At 62.5% G+C, this 17,707-nt stretch carries 18 protein-coding genes; 13 read left to right on the forward strand and 5 right to left on the reverse strand.

The genetic code is table 11. The features are described 5' to 3' along the window. Positions 1 to 68: 68 nt before the first annotated feature. The 3 genes from GL286_RS09930 to denD are packed head-to-tail and all read right to left on the reverse strand — an operon-like array spanning position 69 to position 3,723. On the reverse strand, positions 69 to 1,850 hold the full coding sequence (locus GL286_RS09930) for an IlvD/Edd family dehydratase (protein ID WP_155095398.1): 1,782 nt from the start codon (positions 1,848 to 1,850) through the stop codon (positions 69 to 71). Beyond that, complete coding sequence (locus tag GL286_RS09935) at positions 1,847 to 2,734, reverse strand: NAD(P)-dependent oxidoreductase (RefSeq protein WP_343038869.1); 888 nt, start codon at positions 2,732 to 2,734, stop codon at positions 1,847 to 1,849. Before GL286_RS09935 ends, GL286_RS09930 begins: the two co-directional genes overlap by 4 nt. A gap of 5 nt (positions 2,735 to 2,739) precedes the next feature. Next, the gene (gene denD, locus GL286_RS09940) at positions 2,740 to 3,723 is read right to left on the reverse strand and encodes a D-erythronate dehydrogenase (RefSeq protein ID WP_155095399.1); all 984 of its coding nucleotides are present in this window, start codon (positions 3,721 to 3,723) and stop codon (positions 2,740 to 2,742) included. 113 nt (positions 3,724 to 3,836) lie between these two features. Between denD and GL286_RS09945 the strand changes: the two genes are divergently transcribed. From GL286_RS09945 to GL286_RS22495, 9 genes are all read left to right on the forward strand, one after another. After that, complete coding sequence (locus GL286_RS09945) at positions 3,837 to 5,267, forward strand: FAD-binding oxidoreductase (protein WP_155095400.1); 1,431 nt, start codon at positions 3,837 to 3,839, stop codon at positions 5,265 to 5,267. Between the two features lie 33 nt (positions 5,268 to 5,300). Further along, entirely contained in the window at positions 5,301 to 6,017 is a 717-nt protein-coding gene (locus GL286_RS09950) for a FadR/GntR family transcriptional regulator (RefSeq protein ID WP_155095401.1), read from the forward strand. Between the two features lie 159 nt (positions 6,018 to 6,176). Then, entirely contained in the window at positions 6,177 to 7,343 is a 1,167-nt protein-coding gene (locus GL286_RS09955) for a fumarylacetoacetate hydrolase family protein (RefSeq protein ID WP_155095402.1), read from the forward strand. A gap of 2 nt (positions 7,344 to 7,345) precedes the next feature. Continuing rightward, positions 7,346 to 7,885 (forward strand): TRAP transporter small permease, encoded by a 540-nt coding sequence (locus tag GL286_RS09960; RefSeq protein WP_155095403.1) that lies wholly within the window; start codon positions 7,346 to 7,348, stop codon positions 7,883 to 7,885. Further along, entirely contained in the window at positions 7,882 to 9,159 is a 1,278-nt protein-coding gene (locus GL286_RS09965) for a TRAP transporter large permease (RefSeq protein WP_155095404.1), read from the forward strand. Before GL286_RS09960 ends, GL286_RS09965 begins: the two co-directional genes overlap by 4 nt. 33 nt (positions 9,160 to 9,192) lie before the next feature. Further along, positions 9,193 to 10,206: a DctP family TRAP transporter solute-binding subunit gene (locus tag GL286_RS09970; protein ID WP_155095405.1), complete on the forward strand. Its 1,014-nt coding sequence runs from the start codon at positions 9,193 to 9,195 to the stop codon at positions 10,204 to 10,206. A gap of 134 nt (positions 10,207 to 10,340) precedes the next feature. Continuing rightward, positions 10,341 to 10,490 carry a hypothetical protein gene (locus GL286_RS22485; protein ID WP_246184898.1) on the forward strand — a complete coding sequence of 50 codons (150 nt, stop codon included), beginning with the start codon at positions 10,341 to 10,343 and terminating at the stop codon, positions 10,488 to 10,490. 9 nt (positions 10,491 to 10,499) lie between these two features. Then, positions 10,500 to 10,778 (forward strand): enolase-like domain-containing protein, encoded by a 279-nt coding sequence (locus GL286_RS22490; RefSeq protein WP_281352111.1) that lies wholly within the window; start codon positions 10,500 to 10,502, stop codon positions 10,776 to 10,778. Between the two features lie 24 nt (positions 10,779 to 10,802). Then, positions 10,803 to 11,540, forward strand: coding sequence for a mandelate racemase/muconate lactonizing enzyme family protein (locus GL286_RS22495; protein ID WP_246184900.1), 738 nt, complete (start codon positions 10,803 to 10,805; stop codon positions 11,538 to 11,540). 5 nt (positions 11,541 to 11,545) lie between these two features. Here the strand turns inward: GL286_RS22495 and GL286_RS09980 are convergent, their stop codons facing one another. Both GL286_RS09980 and GL286_RS09985 read right to left on the reverse strand, forming a co-directional pair. Next, complete coding sequence (locus tag GL286_RS09980) at positions 11,546 to 12,457, reverse strand: dihydrodipicolinate synthase family protein (RefSeq protein ID WP_211596254.1); 912 nt, start codon at positions 12,455 to 12,457, stop codon at positions 11,546 to 11,548. A gap of 4 nt (positions 12,458 to 12,461) precedes the next feature. Beyond that, entirely contained in the window at positions 12,462 to 13,151 is a 690-nt protein-coding gene (locus GL286_RS09985) for a GntR family transcriptional regulator (protein WP_155095407.1), read from the reverse strand. Between the two features lie 108 nt (positions 13,152 to 13,259). On the opposite strand from GL286_RS09985, the gene GL286_RS09990 reads away from it, so the two are divergent. The 4 genes from GL286_RS09990 to GL286_RS10005 are packed head-to-tail and all read left to right on the forward strand — an operon-like array spanning position 13,260 to position 17,693. Beyond that, complete coding sequence (locus GL286_RS09990; protein WP_155095408.1) at positions 13,260 to 14,855, forward strand: ABC transporter substrate-binding protein; 1,596 nt, start codon at positions 13,260 to 13,262, stop codon at positions 14,853 to 14,855. Between the two features lie 21 nt (positions 14,856 to 14,876). After that, positions 14,877 to 15,941 carry an ABC transporter permease gene (locus GL286_RS09995; protein ID WP_343038871.1) on the forward strand — a complete coding sequence of 355 codons (1,065 nt, stop codon included), beginning with the start codon at positions 14,877 to 14,879 and terminating at the stop codon, positions 15,939 to 15,941. A 2-nt stretch (positions 15,942 to 15,943) separates the two neighbouring features. Next, on the forward strand, positions 15,944 to 16,858 hold the full coding sequence (locus tag GL286_RS10000) for an ABC transporter permease (protein ID WP_155095409.1): 915 nt from the start codon (positions 15,944 to 15,946) through the stop codon (positions 16,856 to 16,858). After that, on the forward strand, positions 16,851 to 17,693 hold the full coding sequence (locus GL286_RS10005) for an ABC transporter ATP-binding protein (RefSeq protein WP_155095410.1): 843 nt from the start codon (positions 16,851 to 16,853) through the stop codon (positions 17,691 to 17,693). The genes GL286_RS10000 and GL286_RS10005 overlap by 8 nt, the downstream gene beginning before the upstream one ends. Positions 17,694 to 17,707: the final 14 nt, after the last annotated feature.

The raw sequence follows: 17,707 nt of genomic DNA on the forward strand, positions 1-17,707 counted from the left end.
GGGCATGTACAAACACCCCCGACCTCATCCGAGGCGGGGGTGAACGCATTTCGTTTCCTGACGATCTATCAGTGGTTGTGGCGCGGCGGCGTGGTGGAAATCCGTTGGAAATCCTCGGCCCCGCGAATGGTCGCGCCGTCCTCCAACTGCGTCACCGTCTCGCGATAAATCCGCTGCCACGGCGTGCGCGAGGGTGGAACAGCGGGGATGCCATCAGCCTTGCGGCGGGTGATCTCGGCCTCATCCACCAGCATGTCGCAAGTGCCCGCATTCAGGTCCAGACGGATGATATCGTCCGTCCTGATCCAAGCCAAACCGCCGCCAGCAGCACTTTCCGGCGAGGCGTTCAGGATCGAAGGGCTGTCCGCCGTCCCCGATTGCCGCCCGTCGCCCAAGGTCGGCAGGCTGGTGATACCGCGCTTGATCAGGTGATCCGGCGGCTGCATGTTCACCACCTCGGCCGAACCCGGCCAGCCCAGCGGGCCTGCGCCGCGGATGACCAGAATGGACCGCTCGTCAATGCCCAGCGAAGGATCGTTGATGCGGGCGTGGTAATCCTCGGACCCGTCAAAGACAAAGGCCTTGCCCTCGAAAATCCCCTCGCGACCCGGCTCTGACAGATAGCGGGCGCGGAAATCGGCGGAGATCACCGAGGTTTTCATGATCGCGAAATCGAACAGGTTGCCCTTGAGGACGAAGAAACCCGCGCGCTCCATCATCGGCTCGGCATAGGGCTTGATCACCTCGCGGTCGGTGGCCTCGCGGCCTTCGAGGTTCTCGGCCATGGTCGCGCCGCTGACCGTCGGGCAATCGCCGTCCAGCTTCCCGGCCTGCAGCAACTCCCACATGATCGCCGGAACGCCGCCCGCGCGGTGGAACCGCTCGCCCAGATAGGCCCCCGCAGGCTGGACGTTCGCCAGCAGCGGAATGTCATAGCCGTAAGCCTGCCAATCCTCGGGGCGCAGATCGACGCCGGCGTGCTTCGCCATCGCCATGATATGCGGCTGGGCATTGGTCGAGCCGCCAATCGCCGAGTTCACCCGGATCGCGTTCAGGAAGGCCTCGCGCGTCAAGATGTCCGAGGGGCGGATATCCTCGAGCACCAGCTCCACCGCGCGGCGACCGGTGCGGTAGGACATTTGGCCGCGCTGACGATAAGCGGCGGGGATCGCAGCGCAGCCGGTCAGCGACATTCCAAGCGCTTCGGCGATCGCGTTCATCGTCGATGCCGTGCCCATGGTGTTGCAATGGCCGACCGAGGGGGCCGAATCCAGCGCCGCCTCAAGGAACTCCTCACGCGTGATTTCGCCTGCCGCATATTTCCGGCGCGAGCGCCAGATGACGGTGCCGGAACCGACCAGCTCGCCATCATGCCAGCCGTCCAGCATCGGGCCGCCCGACAGGACGATCGCCGGAATATCCACCGTCGCCGCCGCCATCAGCGCCGAGGGCGTGGTCTTGTCGCAGCCCGTCGTCAGCACGACGCCGTCAAAGGGATAGCCGTAAAGCAGTTCGACCAGACCCATATAGGCGAGGTTGCGGTCCAGTGCCGCGGTCGGGCGCTTGCAGTTCTCGAACAGCGGATGCGAAGGAAACTCGATCGGAATCCCGCCCGCATCGCGGATGCCGTCGCGCACGCGCTTGGCCAGATCCAGATGGTGGCGGTTGCAGGGGTTCAGGTCGCTGCCCGATTGCGCAATGCCGATGATCGGCTTGCCGGAACGCAGTTCCTCGGGCGTGGTGCCGTAGTTCATGAAGCGCTCGAGGTACAGCGCGGTCATGTCGGCATGGTCGGGATTGTCGAACCAGTCCTGCGAGCGCAGGCGGCGTTTGGGTTGGTCCGAGGTCATTTGCTCTCCTCCGCAGGGATGGCTCCGTTCAGTCTTTCTAGATGCAGCAGTAGCCCGCTGTGATCCGTGTCGCCATGGCCCGAGGCGACGAATTGGGTGAAGCCCTCTCGCACCGCCTCTGTCAAGGGCAGGGTCAGATTTGCCGCTTCGGCAAGGTCCGCAACCGCGTTCAGATCCTTGAGTTGCAGCCGCGACGGCCCGCCGGGCGCGAAGTTGCGTTCCACCATCCGCGCGCCATGCAGTTCCAGAATACGGCTTTCGGCAAAACCGCCCCGGATCGCGTCGCGAAATTTCGCGCGATCCGCGCCGCCGGCCTGCACCAGCATCATCGCCTCGGCCACGGCACCGATGGTCACGGCGACGATCTGCTGGTTCGCCAGCTTGCAGACCTGCCCCGCGCCGGACGGCCCGACATGGGTCACGCGGCCAAGCGCCGCGAAGATCGGAGCAAGGCCCGCGATCACCGCGGAATCGCCGCCCGCCATCAGGGCCAGCGTCCCCGCCTCAGCCCCGACCACGCCGCCCGAAACGGGGCAATCGACATGAGCAATGCCGCGACTCGCCAAAGCCTCGGCATGCTCACGCGCCATATGCGGCGCGATAGACGAGGTGTCGATGACCACCGCACCAGAGCGCAGGTTTTCGGCCACGCCCTTGGCAAAGATCACATCCGCGACGGCGTGCCCGTCCGACAGCATGGTGAAGACCACATCCGCCCCGACCACGGCCTGAACCGGATCCATCGCGACCACCGCCCCGTCTTGGGCCAACGCCTGCGCCTTTTCCGGCGCGCGGTTCCAAACCGTCACCTCGAAACCGGCCCCAAGCAGACGGCGCACCATCGGCGCGCCCATCAGCCCGGTGCCCAGAAATGCGATCTTCACGCCGCTCACAGCTGGCCGCCCAGCTCGTCCTCGATATGGACGCGGATGATCTCGTCGAAGCTCGATTCAGCGGTGAAGCCCAGTTCGCGGGCGCGCTTGGCCTCGAAGCCCGGAGCCCAGCCTTCGCACATGCGCATGATCATCTCGTTCGGTTCGCGGCGGATCAGGTTCACGGCCTTGTCGCCCGCGATGCGGCGCAAAGCCTCGATCTGCTCGCCAACCGTGGCGCTAAGCCCCGGCATCGACAGGTTGCGGCGCGGGCCGACCAGATCAACGTCGATGGTCGCGGCATGCAGCATGAAGCCCACCGCCGAGCGTGGCGAGGTGTGCCAGTGGCGGATCGATTCCGGGACCGGCAGCACGGCCTCCTGCCCGACCAGCGGTTCACGCAGGATGTTCGAGAAGAAGCCCGAGGCCGCCGCATTCGGCTTGCCGGGACGGATGCAGACCGTGGGCAGGCGGATGCCAATGCCGTCAAAGAAACCACGGCGCGAGTAATCGGCCAGCAACAGCTCGCTCATCGCCTTTTGCGTGCCATAGCTGGTCAGCGGCGTGGTGTGGAAATCGTCGGGGATCGGGAAGGGCAGCGGCGCGCCGACCACCGCGATGCTTGATGCAAAGACCACACGCGGACGGTAGCCATCCTCAGCCTGCGCCAAACGGATCGCGTCGAACAGCGCCCGCGTGCCGTCAAGGTTGATGCGGTAGCCCTTTTCGAAATCAAGCTCGGCCTCGCCCGAGACGATAGCGGCCAGATGATAGATCACGTCGGGACGTGTAGCGATCAGCTTTTCCGCCGTTCCGGCATCGGACAGGTCGGCGGTCAGGCAGGACACCTTGCCGGTAAAGCCCGCAGGCGCTTCAGGGGCAAAGACATCGACCAGCGTCAGCGCGTCGATCGCGCGCCCGCCCAGCCCGCCCTCGGCCACCAGCCGTTGCGTCAGCTTGCGCCCCACCATGCCGGCCGCGCCAATGATCAGAATATGCATGTTGTCCTCCTCCTTCCGACTCAATCGAACCGGATTTATATGGTTGTCTGATAACCTGATCTCTGTATGATGCAAGCCGTTTTCACGCCACAGGCGACCGGGAGGGTCACGACATGGAACAAGATCTGCTAGGGACCAGCGTTGCGCTGGCCGAGCGTCTGCGCGCGACCCTTGGCGACATCGTCCTGACCGGCGCGGAAATGGCGGAATATTGCCGCGACTGGCATGGCGATGTCCAAAGCGGCGCGGTTGCGGTGCTGCGTCCGCGCGATACTGCCGAGGTCTCGGCCGGCGTCCGCGCCTGCGCCGAACTGGGTCTGGGCATAATCCCGCAAGGCGGCCGCACGGGCCTCGTGCTGGGGGGCGTCCCCGATGCGCCGGAAGATCAGGTCGTCCTGACGCTGGAGCGCATGACCCGCATCCGCCAGATCGACGCCGATGATTTCTCGGCAGTGATCGAGGCGGGCGTCGTGCTGGAGGCTTTCAAGGACGAGGCCGCGAAACAGGGCCTGTTCTTCCCGCTGGCGCTTGGCGCGCAGGGCAGCTGCCAGATCGGTGGCAATGTCTCGACCAATGCGGGCGGGGTGAACGTCCTGCGCTATGGCATGACACGCGAACTGGTGCTGGGATTGGAAGTCGTGCTGCCCGACGGCTCGGTCTTTGACGGGCTGTCGAGCCTGCGTAAGGACAATCGCGGCATCGACCTGAAGCAGCTTTTCATCGGGGCCGAGGGGACGCTGGGCATTATCACCGCCGTCTCGGTCAAGCTGCTGCCGCAGCCCGAACACGTCGCGACCGCCCTTCTGGCGCTGAACTCGCTGCCCGACGCGATCGAGCTTTACCGCCGTGCCCGCCGCCAATGCTGCGACCTGATGTCGGCCTTTGAATTCATGCCCCCCCTCGCCTTCCAACTGGCGCAGGAGGGCATCCCCGATCTTCAGCTGCCCATCGCGCCGGAGCATCCGGCCTATGCGCTGGTCGAGATTTCCGGCTCGGGCCTTGTCGATATCGACGACCTGATGGCGCGTTTCCTTGAATCTGCGATGGAGGACGGGCTGGTCGTCGATGGCGTCATCGCCCAATCGCAAGCGCAGGCCAAGAACATCTGGCTGATCCGCGAGGGCATGAACGAAGGCCAAGCCAAACGCGGCAAGCATATGCGGACCGATATCTCGGTCCCGCTCTCGCGCCTGGCCGATTTCGTGGCCGAGGCCGAGGCAGCGGTTCTGGCCGAAATGCCTGGCGCGGTTTGCGTGTCCTACGGCCATGTCGGCGACGGCAACGTCCACCTGAATGTGCTTCCCGACCTCTCGCTGGGTGAAGACAGCGTGGACGCCCAGATCCTGAAATCGAAGAAGCTGGTGAATGCGGTATTGGACCGCTTCAACGGCTCGATCAGCGCCGAACATGGCATCGGCCGCCTCAAGAAACCCGATTTTGTCGAACGTCTGCCCGAGACGCGGCGTCAGCTATTGCTGGCGATCAAGAATGCCGTCGATCCGCTCTGGACAATGAATCCCGGTTGCCAGATCGACCGGACCTGACAAAGCTCGGGGCAAAAATTGGGGGGAGAAACCATGGTTCAGGGATTCAGGCAGATCGCGCGGAACGAGCATCTGCCCGCGCGCATCGCCGCGCAATTCGCCGAGCGCATCCATCGCGGCGACATCAAGCCCGGCGACAAGCTGCCGACCGAGCACGCTCTGTCGCAGACTTTCGGCGTCAGCCGCACGGTCATCCGCGAGGCCATCGCGCAACTGCGCAACGAAGGCCTTGTCGAAACCCGTCAGGGCATCGGGGCTTTCGTCATCGAACGTCAGGCCCGCCATATCCGGTTGGGCGATGGTGGGCAGATGGACAAGCACGCCTTCACCGATCTTTACCAATTGCGCGTGCCGCTGGAGATCGAAGCGGCAGGCCTAGCTGCATTGCATCGCTCGGACGAGCAAATGCAGATGCTTGACGCGGCGCTGGCCAAGATGAATTCCTCGATCGACTGGAACACCGAAGGGGTCGCGGCGGATCTGGAATTCCACCGCATCATCGCACTGGCGACCGGCAATCACTACTTCGACCAATTCATCAGCGCCGTCGCCGACCGCGTCGGCCATGCCATCGTGACCGCCCGCGAGGCGATCATGTTCGACGAGATCATGGCCATCACCATCGAAGAACACGGCGCGATCCGCGATGCGATTCTGACCCAGGACGCCCACGCGGCCCGCGACGCCATGCGCCGCCACCTGAAAGGATCGGCCCATCGGGTCGGGTTGGAGCTGGAATTCTTCGGCTGAATCCGCAGGTTAATTAATCAGATAATTAATTCCACCGCCCGCCGATTTGTCTGTGGACAGAAAAGTTCCCTGCCGTTAATCATCGGGTCATAATGTTGTCTGACACCATGACGTGTCGGCGCGGCGCGTGGAGGCGTCGCGAGAGAATGGGAGGTTGCATTGACTTCAACTCAACTGTTGAAGGCGGACGGTATTCTGCCCGTCGACGCCGAAAACGCAGTCCTGATCGGTCGGGTCTGGTCGAGTGCGGCAAACGGCCCCTGCCCCGTCACGCTGAAGAATGGCCGCGTTCTGGACCTCAGCCAGATCGCCGCCACGGTCTCGACCCTGCTGGAACGTGACGACCTGCTAGCTGTGCTGGCCTCAAGCGATCTCCCCGATCTGGGCGCGCTCGACGACTTCCTGAACGGCTCGGCCGGCCGCCTTCTGGCCCCGATCGACCTGCAGGCCGTCAAGGCAGCAGGCGTGACTTTCGCCGACAGCATGCTGGAGCGCGTGATCGAGGAACAGGCCCGCGGCGACAGCGCCCGCGCCAACGAAATCCGCGCCCGTCTTGCTCCGGTCATCGGGGAAAGCCTGCGCGGCGTCGCCGCCGGGTCCGAGAAGGCCGCGCAAGTAAAAGCCTTGCTGCAGGAAATGAACCTGTGGTCGCAATATCTGGAAGTAGGCATCGGCCCCGACGCCGAGATCTTCACCAAGGCGCAGCCGATGTCCTCGGTCGGCTGCGGCGACAAGGTCGGCCTGCACCCGATTTCCGAATGGAACAACCCCGAGCCGGAAGTGGTCATGGTCACCCGCTCGGACGGCACCATCCTTGGCGCGACCTTGGGCAATGACGTGAACCTGCGCGATGTCGAGGGCCGCTCGGCCCTGCTGCTGGGCAAGGCCAAGGACAACAACGCCTCGTGCTCGATCGGGCCGTTCATCCGACTGTTCGATGGCGACTTCACCCTTGCCACGGTCGAGCAGGCCGTCGTCACCCTGCTGGTGCAAGGCGAGGACGGGTTCGAGATGACAGGTGAAAGCCCCCTTGCCGCGATCAGCCGCAAGCCCGCCGATCTGGTCGGGCAGATGCGCAACCGCTCGCACCAATACCCGGACGGCGCGGTGCTGTTCCTTGGCACCATGTTCGCGCCCGTCAAGGACCGGCGCGGCGCGGGGCAAGGCTTCACCCATGAGATCGGCGACCGCGTCGAGATCGCGACCCCGAAACTCGGGCGTCTGGTGAACTGGGTCGACCGTTCCGACGTTTGTCCGGAATGGGTCTTCGGGACCCGCGAACTGCTGCGCAACCTTGTGGCGCGCGGCCTGGGAGAGAAGGTCTGACAATGGTCAAATCCGCGATCGACCTGTTCTATCGCCTGCTCGACATCGTGCTTGTCGTCTTGATCGGCGGGATGGCGGTGATGGTCTTCGTCAATGTCGTCATGCGCTACGCCATGAACTCGGGCATTCCGGTGACCGAGGAGCTGTCGCGCTTCTTCTTCGTCTGGCTGACCTTCATCGGTGCCGTCGTGGCCCATCGCCACAACCTGCATATGGGGATGGAGACCTTTGTCGCCATGCTCGGCAAGGGCGGACGCAAGCTGATGATGGGGCTGTCGGACCTGATGATCATCGGTTGCTCGGCAGTGTTGTTCATCGGCACCTGGAAGCAGCTTCCGATCAACAATTCGATGACCGCGCCGGTCTCGGGCATCCCGATGTCATGGGTCTATGGCACGGGTCTGTTCACCGCGACCTGCATCATCCTAATCACCGCCGAGCGTCTGATCCGCCTGATAACGGGCAATGTCAGCGACGCCGAGATCGCCGCCTTCGCCGGTGAGCGCCATTCCATCGAAGAACTCTCGGAGCGGGCGCTATGACCCTGATCGTCTTTATCGTCTCGCTCATCGGCGCAATGTCCATCGGCGTTCCGGTTGCCTTCGCGCTGATCTTCTGCGGCGTCATGCTGATGACCTATATGGGCATGTTCAACACCCAGATCATTGCCCAGAACATGATGATCGGCGCGGATACCTTCACGCTGCTGGCCATTCCCTTCTTCGTCCTCGCGGGCGAGCTGATGAATGCGGGTGGCCTCTCCAAGCGCATCATCGACTTCTCGATCGCTTGTGTCGGCCATATCCGTGGCGGCCTTGGCTTCGTGGCGATCTTCGCCGCAATCATCATGGCCTCGATCTCGGGTTCGGCGGCTGCTGATACCGCGGCGCTGGCCGCGATCCTGATCCCGATGATGGCCAAGGCGGGCTATAACGTGCCGCGTTCGGCGGGCCTGATCGCTGCGGGTGGCGTCATCGCGCCGGTCATTCCGCCCTCGATGGCCTTCATCGTCTTCGGCGTTGCTGCGAACGTCTCGATCTCGAAACTGTTCATGGCGGGCGTCGTACCGGGCATTCTGATGGGCGTTGTCCTGATGATCACCTGGACCATCGTCGCCGGTAAGGACAATGTCGAAACCCTACCGAAGGCCAGCTGGGCCGAGCGTGGCCGCGCCGCGTCCCGTGCGATCTGGGCGCTTGGCATGCCGGTCATCATCCTTGGCGGCATCAAGATGGGCGTCGTCACCCCCACCGAGGCCGCCGTCGTCGCCGCCTTCTACGCGCTGTTCGTGGGCCTGTTCGTGTACCGCGAACTGAAGCTGTCGCAACTGCCCGCCGTGCTGCTGTCAGCTGGCCGGACCACGGCAGCGATCATGTTCCTTGTCTGCGCGGCGCTGGTTTCGGCCTGGCTGATCACGGCGGCGAACATCCCGAACGAGATCACCAAATATATCGAGCCGCTGATCGACAATCCGAAGCTGCTGATGGCTGCGATCATGGTCCTGATCCTGATCGTGGGCACCGCGCTGGACCTGACGCCGACAATCCTGATCCTGACGCCGGTGCTGCTGCCGATCGTCGTCAAGGCCGGCATCGACCCGATCTACTTTGGCGTCATGTTCATCATGAACTGCTGCATCGGTCTGCTGACCCCGCCCGTCGGCGTGGTGCTGAACGTGGTCAGCGGCGTCGGCAAGATCCCCTTAGGCAAAGTGATCACCGGCGTCTGGCCGTTCCTGATCGCCGAAGTACTAGTCTTGTTCATCTTCGTGCTGTTCCCGGAACTCATCACCGTTCCGGCAAGCTGGCTCTACTAATCACTGCTTTTCCATCATCTGGGAGGAAACCAAATGAAAAGCTCTGCACTCAAGGCCGTGTTGCTGGTCTCGACCGTTCTCGGCGCCGCCACCCCCGCCATGGCCGAGTTCCAGGACCGCAACTTCCGCGTCTCGAACGGCATCAACGAGGACCACCCCGTCAATAACGGCATGAAGGCCATGCAGGTCTGTCTGGACGAAAAGACCGGCGGCAAGATGAAGATGACCGGTTTCTGGGGCGGCGCGCTTGGCGGCGACCTGCAAGCCACCCAAGCCCTGCGCTCGGGCGTGCAAGAGGCGGTCGTGACTTCCTCCTCGCCGCTGGTCGGCATCGTCCCGGCATTGGGCGTCTTCGACCTGCCGTTCTTGTTCCGCAGCAACGAAGAAGCCTACGAAGTCATGGACGGCGAGTTCGGTGATTTCCTGAACGAGAAACTGGACGCTGCGGGCCTCGTGAACCTCGCCTATTGGGAAAACGGCTTCCGCAACGTCTCGAACTCGAAGTTGCCGATCACCAAATGGGAAGACTTCGAAGGTCTGAAACTGCGCGTGATGCAGAACAACATCTTCCTCGACAGCTTCTCTAACTTCGGCGCGAACGCGACGCCGATGGCCTTTGGCGAGGTCTTCTCGGCGCTGGAAACCAAGGCGATCGACGCGCAGGAAAACCCCTATGTGACGCTCGACACCTCGAAATTCTACGAGGTCCAGTCCTACGTCTCCGAGACCAAGCACGCCTACACGCCGTTCCTGTTCCTGTTCTCGAAGGCGATCTTCAACACCTACTCGCCCGAGGAACAGCAAGCCCTGCGTGACTGCGCCGCCGTCGGTCGCGACGAAGAGCGCAAGGTTATTCAAGAACTGAACAAGGCCTCGTTGGCCAAGGTCGAAGCGGCTGGCCTCAAGTTCAACACGATCACGCCCGAAGAACAGGCCCGCATGCTCGAGAAGTCGCAAATCGTCTACGAAAAGCACAAGGCCGAGATCGGCGAGGACGTTGTCGACAACGTGCAAAAGAAACTGGCCGAAATCCGCGCCAAAAACTGACCCTGTCGGCCGCGCGACCCAAGGTGGCGCGGCCAATGCATCGGCGCGGTTGAATGCCGTGCGTTTGCCCCTTGTCCCTTCCCCCCGACTTGTCGGGCCGCCTTGTCGGCCCGACCTTTTTTCGGGAGCCTCCCATGAAAATCACCGCCATCCGCACGTTCCGCTGCGACGAATTCTCGAACGTGCTTTGGGTTCATGTCGAAACCGATGCGGGCATTACCGGTCTGGGAGAGACGTTCTACGGTGCCGAAGCCGTCGAGGCCCATATTCACAACACCCTGTAGATCCGGCTGCTGGGTCAGAACCCGCTGGATATCGAGCATCTGAACAAGGAAATGACCAACCTGCCGATGGCACAGGCCTCGACCGGAGTCGAGTTTCGCGCGACATCGGCAATCGACATCGCGCTTTGGGACATTCTGGGCAAGGTTTGCGGCCAGCCGGTCTGGCGTATGCTGGGCGGGCAATGTTGGGACAAGGTCCGCATCTACAACACCTGCGCCGGAACGCGCTATGTCCGCAGCAACAACATCCGTCCGGTTTCGAACTGGGATCTGAAGAGCGGCGAATGACCGTTCGAGGATCTGGACGCCTTCATGAGCAGGCCCGCCGAACTGGCCGAAAGCCTGCTTGAAAGCGGGATCTCGGCGATTAAAATCTGGCCGTTCGATCCCCATGCCGCCGAGTTTCGCGGCCAGCATATCAGCGCCGAAGGAATGCGCACCGCGCTGCGTCCATTCGAGGAAATCCGCAAGGCCGTCGGCGACCGCATGGAGATCATGCTGGAAATGCACAGCCTGTGGAGCCTGCCCGCAGCCAAGCGCATCGCCATCGAGGTCGCCGCCTTCAATCCGACATGGTTCGAAGACCCGATCCGGATGAACAACGCGCAGGCTCTGGCGGAATTCGCTTCCACGACAAATGTCTGGACCTGTGCCTCGGAAACTTTGGGCACGCGCTTTGCCTATAAGGACTATCTGGACCGCGATGCGACACATGTCGTCATGGCCGATCTTTGCTGGACTGGCGGACTGACCGAAGGTCGCAAGATCGCAGCCATGGCCGACACCTATCACCGCCCCGTCGCCCCCCATGACTGCATCGGGCCGGTCGGGTTCGCCGCCGCAATCCAGATGAGTTTCAGCCAGCCGAACACCCTGATCCAGGAGTCCGTCCGTGCATTCTATCGCGGCTGGTATCTGGAACTGGTCACCGAGCTACCCAAGATCGAAAACGGCTATGTCTATCCGACCGAGGCCCCAGGCCTAGGCCTTGAGTTGCAGAAGTCGTTTTTCGAACGCCCGGATCTTTCGATCCGGGAGAGCAGGCTGTGATCTGATCAGGCCAGCGCCATCTGCGCCTGAATGATGGCTTCCAACTCGCGCCGCTCGGTTGGGGCCAGTTTCGGGACACCCGGCAGACGAACCGCGCCGACCTCGTGGCCAAGGATCGCCAACGCCTCTTTGACCACCGTCACGTTCGAGCCGTTGCGGTAATGCGTGCGCAACTCCTCGAAACCGGCGAAACGGTCGATCAGTTCGCGGGCGGCGGGGTAATCGCCGCGGGTCAGGGCAGCATGAACCGATAGGGAAATCTGCGGGAATACGTTCACGAAGCCCGAAGTGAAGCCCTGCGCGCCAATTGCGTAAAACGCCGGAGCCCAAGCCTCGGCCAGCCCGCAGACCCAGATCGTCGGTAGGTCCTTGGTCTGCCGGATCACATCGGCGAGCAGCATCAGGTTGCCCGAGGCGAATTTCACACCGGCGATGTTCTCGTGTGCGCCAAGCCTGCGGAAATCCCCGACCGAGAATGTATCGGTGCGCACATAGGCGATCACCGGCACTGTCGCCGCATCGGCCAGTGACAGGAAGTAATCGACCTGCGCCGCAGGTCCGGCGAAAGGGTCCATCGGATGATGCGACATGATCGCCCCGCAACCGGCAGAGATGGCGTCGCGGGCCAGTGCCTTGGCCTCGACCAAAGAGCGACCGACTGCGGCGCTGACCAGCGCCCTGCCTCCGGCTGCCTCGGCCGTCACCGCGTGGACGCGGCGGATCTCATCGAGCGAGAGCGAGAAAAATTCGCCCGTATTTCCCGCCGCCATCAGGTTGTGGATTCCCGCCCCGGCTAGCCCTGCGATCAGCTTAGACAGCAGCTTTTCGTTGATTGCGCCGCTGGCGTCATAGGGGGTCACGGGCACGCCGGAGATCCCGGTCAGGGTCTGGCGGATCGACTGGATGTCCTTCGTCACGATGTCAGTCCTTATTCTTTCTGAAAACAAGATCGAGATAACTTTCGCCCGCACGCAACACATGCGCCTTCATCGCCGCCTCGGCGCTATCGGCATCCTGCGCGATCACGGCGCGACCGATGGCGGTGTGTTCCTCTAGGCCACGCTGCCGCTCGGCTGGATCCGAGTGGATCACCCGCCGCGCCCCGGAATCGTAGACATCCTGCCGGTCGTTCAGCAGTCGTAGGTAGTTCGCCCGTGCGACGGAACGGATATGGCCGTGAAATGCCTCGTTCAGCCTGACCAGATCATCGGCGCTGCTTTCGGCGGTGGCTTGTGCCATGTCGGTCAGGATCTGCGCGAGTACCGGTTTGTCCTCGGGCGCGATCCGCTGCGCGGCCAGCCGCGCGATGGTCGATTCGATGGCGGCGCGGGCAAGGATCATTTCCTCGGCCCATGCGAAATCGAAATTCACGATCACGCCGCTGCGGGGCTTGGTGCGCACCAGCCCGTCCGCTTCGAGTAGCCGTAACGCCTCTTTGACCGGAGTGGTGCTGACACCCAGTTGCTCGGCAATGGCACGTTCGTTCAAGCGCGCTCCCGGCGCGAAACTGCCCGACAGCAGCGCTTGCCGCAATGCGCGGTGAACATGCTCGCGCAGCCCCGCAACCGCCATCGCATCTAGCGGCGCAAGTGTGGCCTCGGCTGGAAACATGCGGGAATTCTCCGGTTGACTGGGATCGTTGATTGTGAAATTTGATATATCACATCTCAGATGTTGTCGACTCAAAAGACGCGTCGGATGGATGAGGGAGGAAATTCAATGCTTAGACGTCAGTTTCTGGCGAGCGTCGCGACTGCGGCGGTGGCATCGGCTTTGCCAGTCAGATTTGCCATGGCGGCCACGCCGCAGGACCAACTGGTGATCGCCACCAACATGACCACCATGCGCGGTGTCGACCCGCATGAGGCCAACCAGATCGAATCCATCGAAATTCTGGCCAACCTGTACGATCGCCTTGTCTATTTCGAACCGGACAATCTGGCCGAACCGAAGCCGCAACTGGCGACGTCATGGGAGGTTGCCGAGGACGGCAAGACCTTTACCTTCAAGATCCGTGAGGGCGTGACATTCCATTCCGGCAACCCGCTGACCGCGAAGGATGTCGAATGGTCGTTGCACCGGCTGGTCAAGCTGGGGCTGTCGCCCGCAATCGACCTGCGCCAATGGGGTTTCAACGACCAGAACGTCGAAACGCTGATCCGCATGACGGACCAGCAGACTGTCGTCATCGAAACACCCGAAGTCTGGAACAAGAACCTGATCCTCGCGTCGCTGGCCAGTTCCGGTTGTTCCATCGTTGACCGCGAGCTTGCCCTGAGCAAAGAGCAGGACAACGACATGGGCCGCAACTTCATGCAGGCCTCGGATGCCGGATCAGGCCCGTTCTCGCTGCGCAGCTTCCGCCCGAATGACGTGCTGATGGTGGATGCCAACAAGGATTACTGGAACGGCGCTCCGGCCATGCGGCGGGTCATCATGCGCCACATGCCGGAATCCTCGGTCCAGCGGCTTCAACTCGAAGCCGGAGACGTGGATGTCGCAACGCGTTTGTCCTCGACCGATCTGGCCGGATTCGAAAGCAATGGCACGGTTAACATCCAGAAGGTCCCGGGATACGGTTTCTACTACATCGCTCTGAACCAAAAGGACGATATCCTTTCCCGTCCCCAGGTGCGCGAGGCATTCCGCTACCTGATCGACTATGAAGGACTGGCCAGCACCGTGATGCGCTATTACGGCGTCATGCGGCAAACCATCATTCCGACCGGCTTGCCCGGCGTTCTCGACAGTGCGCCCTATAAGCTGGACGTCGAAAAGGCCAAGGCATTGCTGGCCGAGGCCGGATTGCCGGATGGCTTCACCAAGACCTGCTATCTGCCATCGGGGACGCCCTATTTCGAATTCGCGCAATCGTTGCAAGCGAATGCGGCCAAGGCCGGCATCAAACTGGATCTGCAGGTCGGCGACTATCTGGGTAAATTCCGCGAGCGGTCCACCGACATCTATTTCGCCCGCAGCGGCGAGCGCCTGCCCGATCCGCATTCGATCCTGCAATCCTACGCCTCGAATTCGGACAATAGCGACGGGGCGCCACTCAGCGGACTTCTGGCATGGCGTTCCGCATGGGACGTGCCTCAGGACATGCAGCAAAAGGTCTTCGCCGCCGCACGCGAGACGGACTCGACCCGCCGCGCCGAGATCTATTCGTCCCTGAACGAGGAATATCTGACCTGCTCGCCCGCGCTGGTGACTTCGTTCGAGCGGATCGACGTCAAGGCCGTGGGCAAGCGCGTCAGCGGATATACCGGCCACCCGACCTGGGTGACACGCTGGGATACCGTGACCAAGGCCTAAGCCTGCATCCAGGAGATCGAAGTGAGCGATACCGAAGTTTCGACGACCATGCAGGACAACCGGTGGCTTTGGCTGCTGGAAGCGCTGCACAAACTGGTCACATCTGTCGCCGTCATCCTGACGACCCTGTTCGGTCTCTTGGTGCTGACCTTCGTGATCGGTCGGATGGTTCCGGCCGATCCCGTTCTGGCAATCCTGGGCGATACTTTCGATCAGGCGGCCTATGATCGCGTCTATCAGGATCTGGGGTTGGACCAGCCGCTCTATGTCCAGTTCCTGCACTATGTCCAAAACATCCTGCATCTGGATTTCGGGCAGTCGAACGTCACCAAGAACGAGGTCGTCGACGATCTGGCGCGGGTGTTTCCGGCAACGCTGGAACTGGCGATCCTTGCGATCACCATCGGCACGGTTCTGGGCGTCCCACTAGGAATCATCTCGGCGGTGCGCCGCGGGACGTGGATCGACCATCTGGCCCGCATTGTCGGATTGATGGGACATTCGACCCCGATCTTCTGGCTCGGGACGATGGTCATCCTGATTTTCTATGCCGGTCTGGGCTGGATTCCGGGCGGGGGCAGGATCGACCTGTACAATGACGGTCTGGTCGAGGGACCGACCGGCATGTTGATCCTTGACGCCATGCTTGCCCGCGAATGGGAGGTGTTCTGGTCCGCGCTGCACCATATCCTCGCCCCCGCTTTGCTGCTGGGCTATGCCGCCATGGCCTATCTCAGCCGGATGAGCCGCAGCTTCATGCTGGAGCAACTGAATCAGGAATACATCCTGACCGCCCGCGCCAAGGGGCTGGCTCAGCCCTCGATCGTCTGGAAGCACGCTTTCCGCAATATCCGCGTGCAACTTCTGACCGTCGTGACGCTGGCTTTTTGCGGACTGCTGGACGGCGCGGTGCTGATCGAGACCGTCTTCGGCTGGCCCGGACTTGGGCAATACCTGACGGCGGCGCTGTTTTACGCCGACATGAACGCGGTTCTGGGCGCGGTGCTACTGATCGGCCTGATTTCGATCCTCATCAACCTGCTTTCCGACGTCGTGTACCGCTTTGTCGATCCAAGGACCCGCTGACCATGACCATGATCCACAAGAACGAGGGGCTGCGCGCGTGGTTGCTCAGCGACGACTTTTCCTCGCCGCGTCACGCCCGCGCCCATAAGGCCTATGTGTCGTGGTTGCGGTTCAGTTCCAACCCGCTGGCATTCGGAGGCCTTCTGGTCGTGGTGCTGCTGATCCTTGCAGCCAGCTTCGCGCCGATCTTTGCGACGCATGACCCCCTGGCGCAGGACTTCGCCAAGGCGCTGCAACCTCCGTCACTGGGCAACCTGTTCGGCACCGACGAATTGGGGCGGGACGTCTATTCGCGACTGGTCTACGGAGCGCGGACGACGCTATACATCACCATTCTTGTCACGGTGATCGTCGGACCCATCGGCTTTGTTGTCGGTGCGGCGGCTGGCTATCTGGGCGGCTGGGTCGATATGGTCCTGATGCGGATCACCGATATTTTCCTCGCATTCCCCAGCCTTGTTCTGGCGCTGGCCTTTTCGGCGGCGCTCGGCGCAGGCATCGAAAACGCCGTGATCGCCATCGCCCTGACCATCTGGCCGCCAGTCGCGCGTCTGGTCCGGGCCGAGACGCTGACCTTCCGCAAGGCCGATTTCGTGGTCGCGGCCGAACTGCAAGGCGCAAGCACCGCCCGCATTCTGCTGCGCTATATCGTGCCGCTTTGCGCGCCCTCGGTCATCATCCGGCTCACGCTGAACATGGCCTCGATCATCCTGACGGCAGCCGGTCTGGGCTTCCTTGGCCTTGGCGCCCAGCCTCCGCTGCCGGAATGGGGCGCGATGGCCGCGCAGGGGCGCCAATACCTGCTGGACGCGTGGTGGCTGACCGCTGTTCCGGGTATTGCCATTCTGGTGGTCAGCCTTGCCTTCAACCTGCTCGGCGACGGGCTGCGCGATGTTCTGGACCCGAAACATGCTTGATGCTCCGCTGCTTTCCGTTCGCAACCTGACGGTTGCCTTCCCGTCGCTTCAACATGTGCTGCCCGCCGTCCGCAATGTCAGCTTCGACATCGGCCGCGAAAAAGTCGGCATCATCGGCGAATCCGGCTCGGGCAAAAGCACGACCGGCCGCGCGATCATGCGGCTGCATCCGGCCAAGACGCAGATCACCGCCGACCGGATGGAGTTTCAGGGTCGCGACCTGCTTGCCCTGTCCGAGCGAGACATGCGCGCCATCCGTGGCCACCGCATTTCGATGATCCTGCAGGACCCGAAATATTCGCTGAATCCGGTGATGTCGGTCGGCGAGCAAGTGGCCGAGACCGCGATCCTGCATGAAAAGCTGTCGCGGCGGGATGCCCGTCTGCGCGCCATGGAAATGCTGGAGAAAGTTCATATCCGCGACCCCGAACGGGTCATGAGCCTTTACCCGCATGAAGTGTCGGGCGGGATGGGGCAGCGGATCATGATCTCGATGATGCTGATCGCCAAGCCCGCGCTGATCATCGCGGATGAGCCGACCTCGGCGCTGGATGTCTCGGTCCGTCAGCAGGTCCTGACCATTCTGGACGAGTTGGTGACAGGCAATGACATGGGGCTTCTGTTCATCTCGCATGACCTGAATCTTGTGCGCAGTTTCTGCGACCGCGTACTGATCATGTATGCCGGACGGGTGGTCGAGGAGTTGCGAGCATCGGAACTGGATCAGGCGCGTCATCCCTATACGCAAGGCCTGCTGGAAGCCCTGCCCAGCCTGACCGAGCCAAAGGATCGTCTGGCGGTCTTGCGACGCGATCCGGCTTGGGCGCAGGGATAAGAGGATGCTGGACA

Source organism: Paracoccus aestuariivivens (assembly GCF_009711225.1).
In the GTDB taxonomy this organism is placed as follows: Bacteria; Pseudomonadota; Alphaproteobacteria; order Rhodobacterales; family Rhodobacteraceae; genus Paracoccus; species Paracoccus aestuariivivens.

Excerpts from the sequence above, each read along its gene's own strand:
- GL286_RS10000 (WP_155095409.1), top strand. The coding sequence starts at position 15,944 with ATGACCATGATCCACAAGAACGAGGGGCTGCGCGCGTGGTTGCTCAGC.
- GL286_RS09985 (WP_155095407.1), bottom strand. The coding sequence starts at position 13,151 with ATGTTTCCAGCCGAGGCCACACTTGCGCCGCTAGATGCGATGGCGGTT.
- GL286_RS09970 (WP_155095405.1), top strand. The coding sequence starts at position 9,193 with ATGAAAAGCTCTGCACTCAAGGCCGTGTTGCTGGTCTCGACCGTTCTC.
- GL286_RS09945 (WP_155095400.1), top strand. The coding sequence starts at position 3,837 with ATGGAACAAGATCTGCTAGGGACCAGCGTTGCGCTGGCCGAGCGTCTG.
- denD (WP_155095399.1), bottom strand. The coding sequence starts at position 3,723 with ATGCATATTCTGATCATTGGCGCGGCCGGCATGGTGGGGCGCAAGCTG.
- GL286_RS22495 (WP_246184900.1), top strand. The coding sequence starts at position 10,803 with ATGAGCAGGCCCGCCGAACTGGCCGAAAGCCTGCTTGAAAGCGGGATC.
- GL286_RS09950 (WP_155095401.1), top strand. The coding sequence starts at position 5,301 with ATGGTTCAGGGATTCAGGCAGATCGCGCGGAACGAGCATCTGCCCGCG.
- GL286_RS22485 (WP_246184898.1), top strand. The coding sequence starts at position 10,341 with ATGAAAATCACCGCCATCCGCACGTTCCGCTGCGACGAATTCTCGAAC.
- GL286_RS09990 (WP_155095408.1), top strand. The coding sequence starts at position 13,260 with ATGCTTAGACGTCAGTTTCTGGCGAGCGTCGCGACTGCGGCGGTGGCA.
- GL286_RS10005 (WP_155095410.1), top strand. The coding sequence starts at position 16,851 with ATGCTTGATGCTCCGCTGCTTTCCGTTCGCAACCTGACGGTTGCCTTC.
- GL286_RS09960 (WP_155095403.1), top strand. The coding sequence starts at position 7,346 with ATGGTCAAATCCGCGATCGACCTGTTCTATCGCCTGCTCGACATCGTG.
- GL286_RS09930 (WP_155095398.1), bottom strand. The coding sequence starts at position 1,850 with ATGACCTCGGACCAACCCAAACGCCGCCTGCGCTCGCAGGACTGGTTC.
- GL286_RS09965 (WP_155095404.1), top strand. The coding sequence starts at position 7,882 with ATGACCCTGATCGTCTTTATCGTCTCGCTCATCGGCGCAATGTCCATC.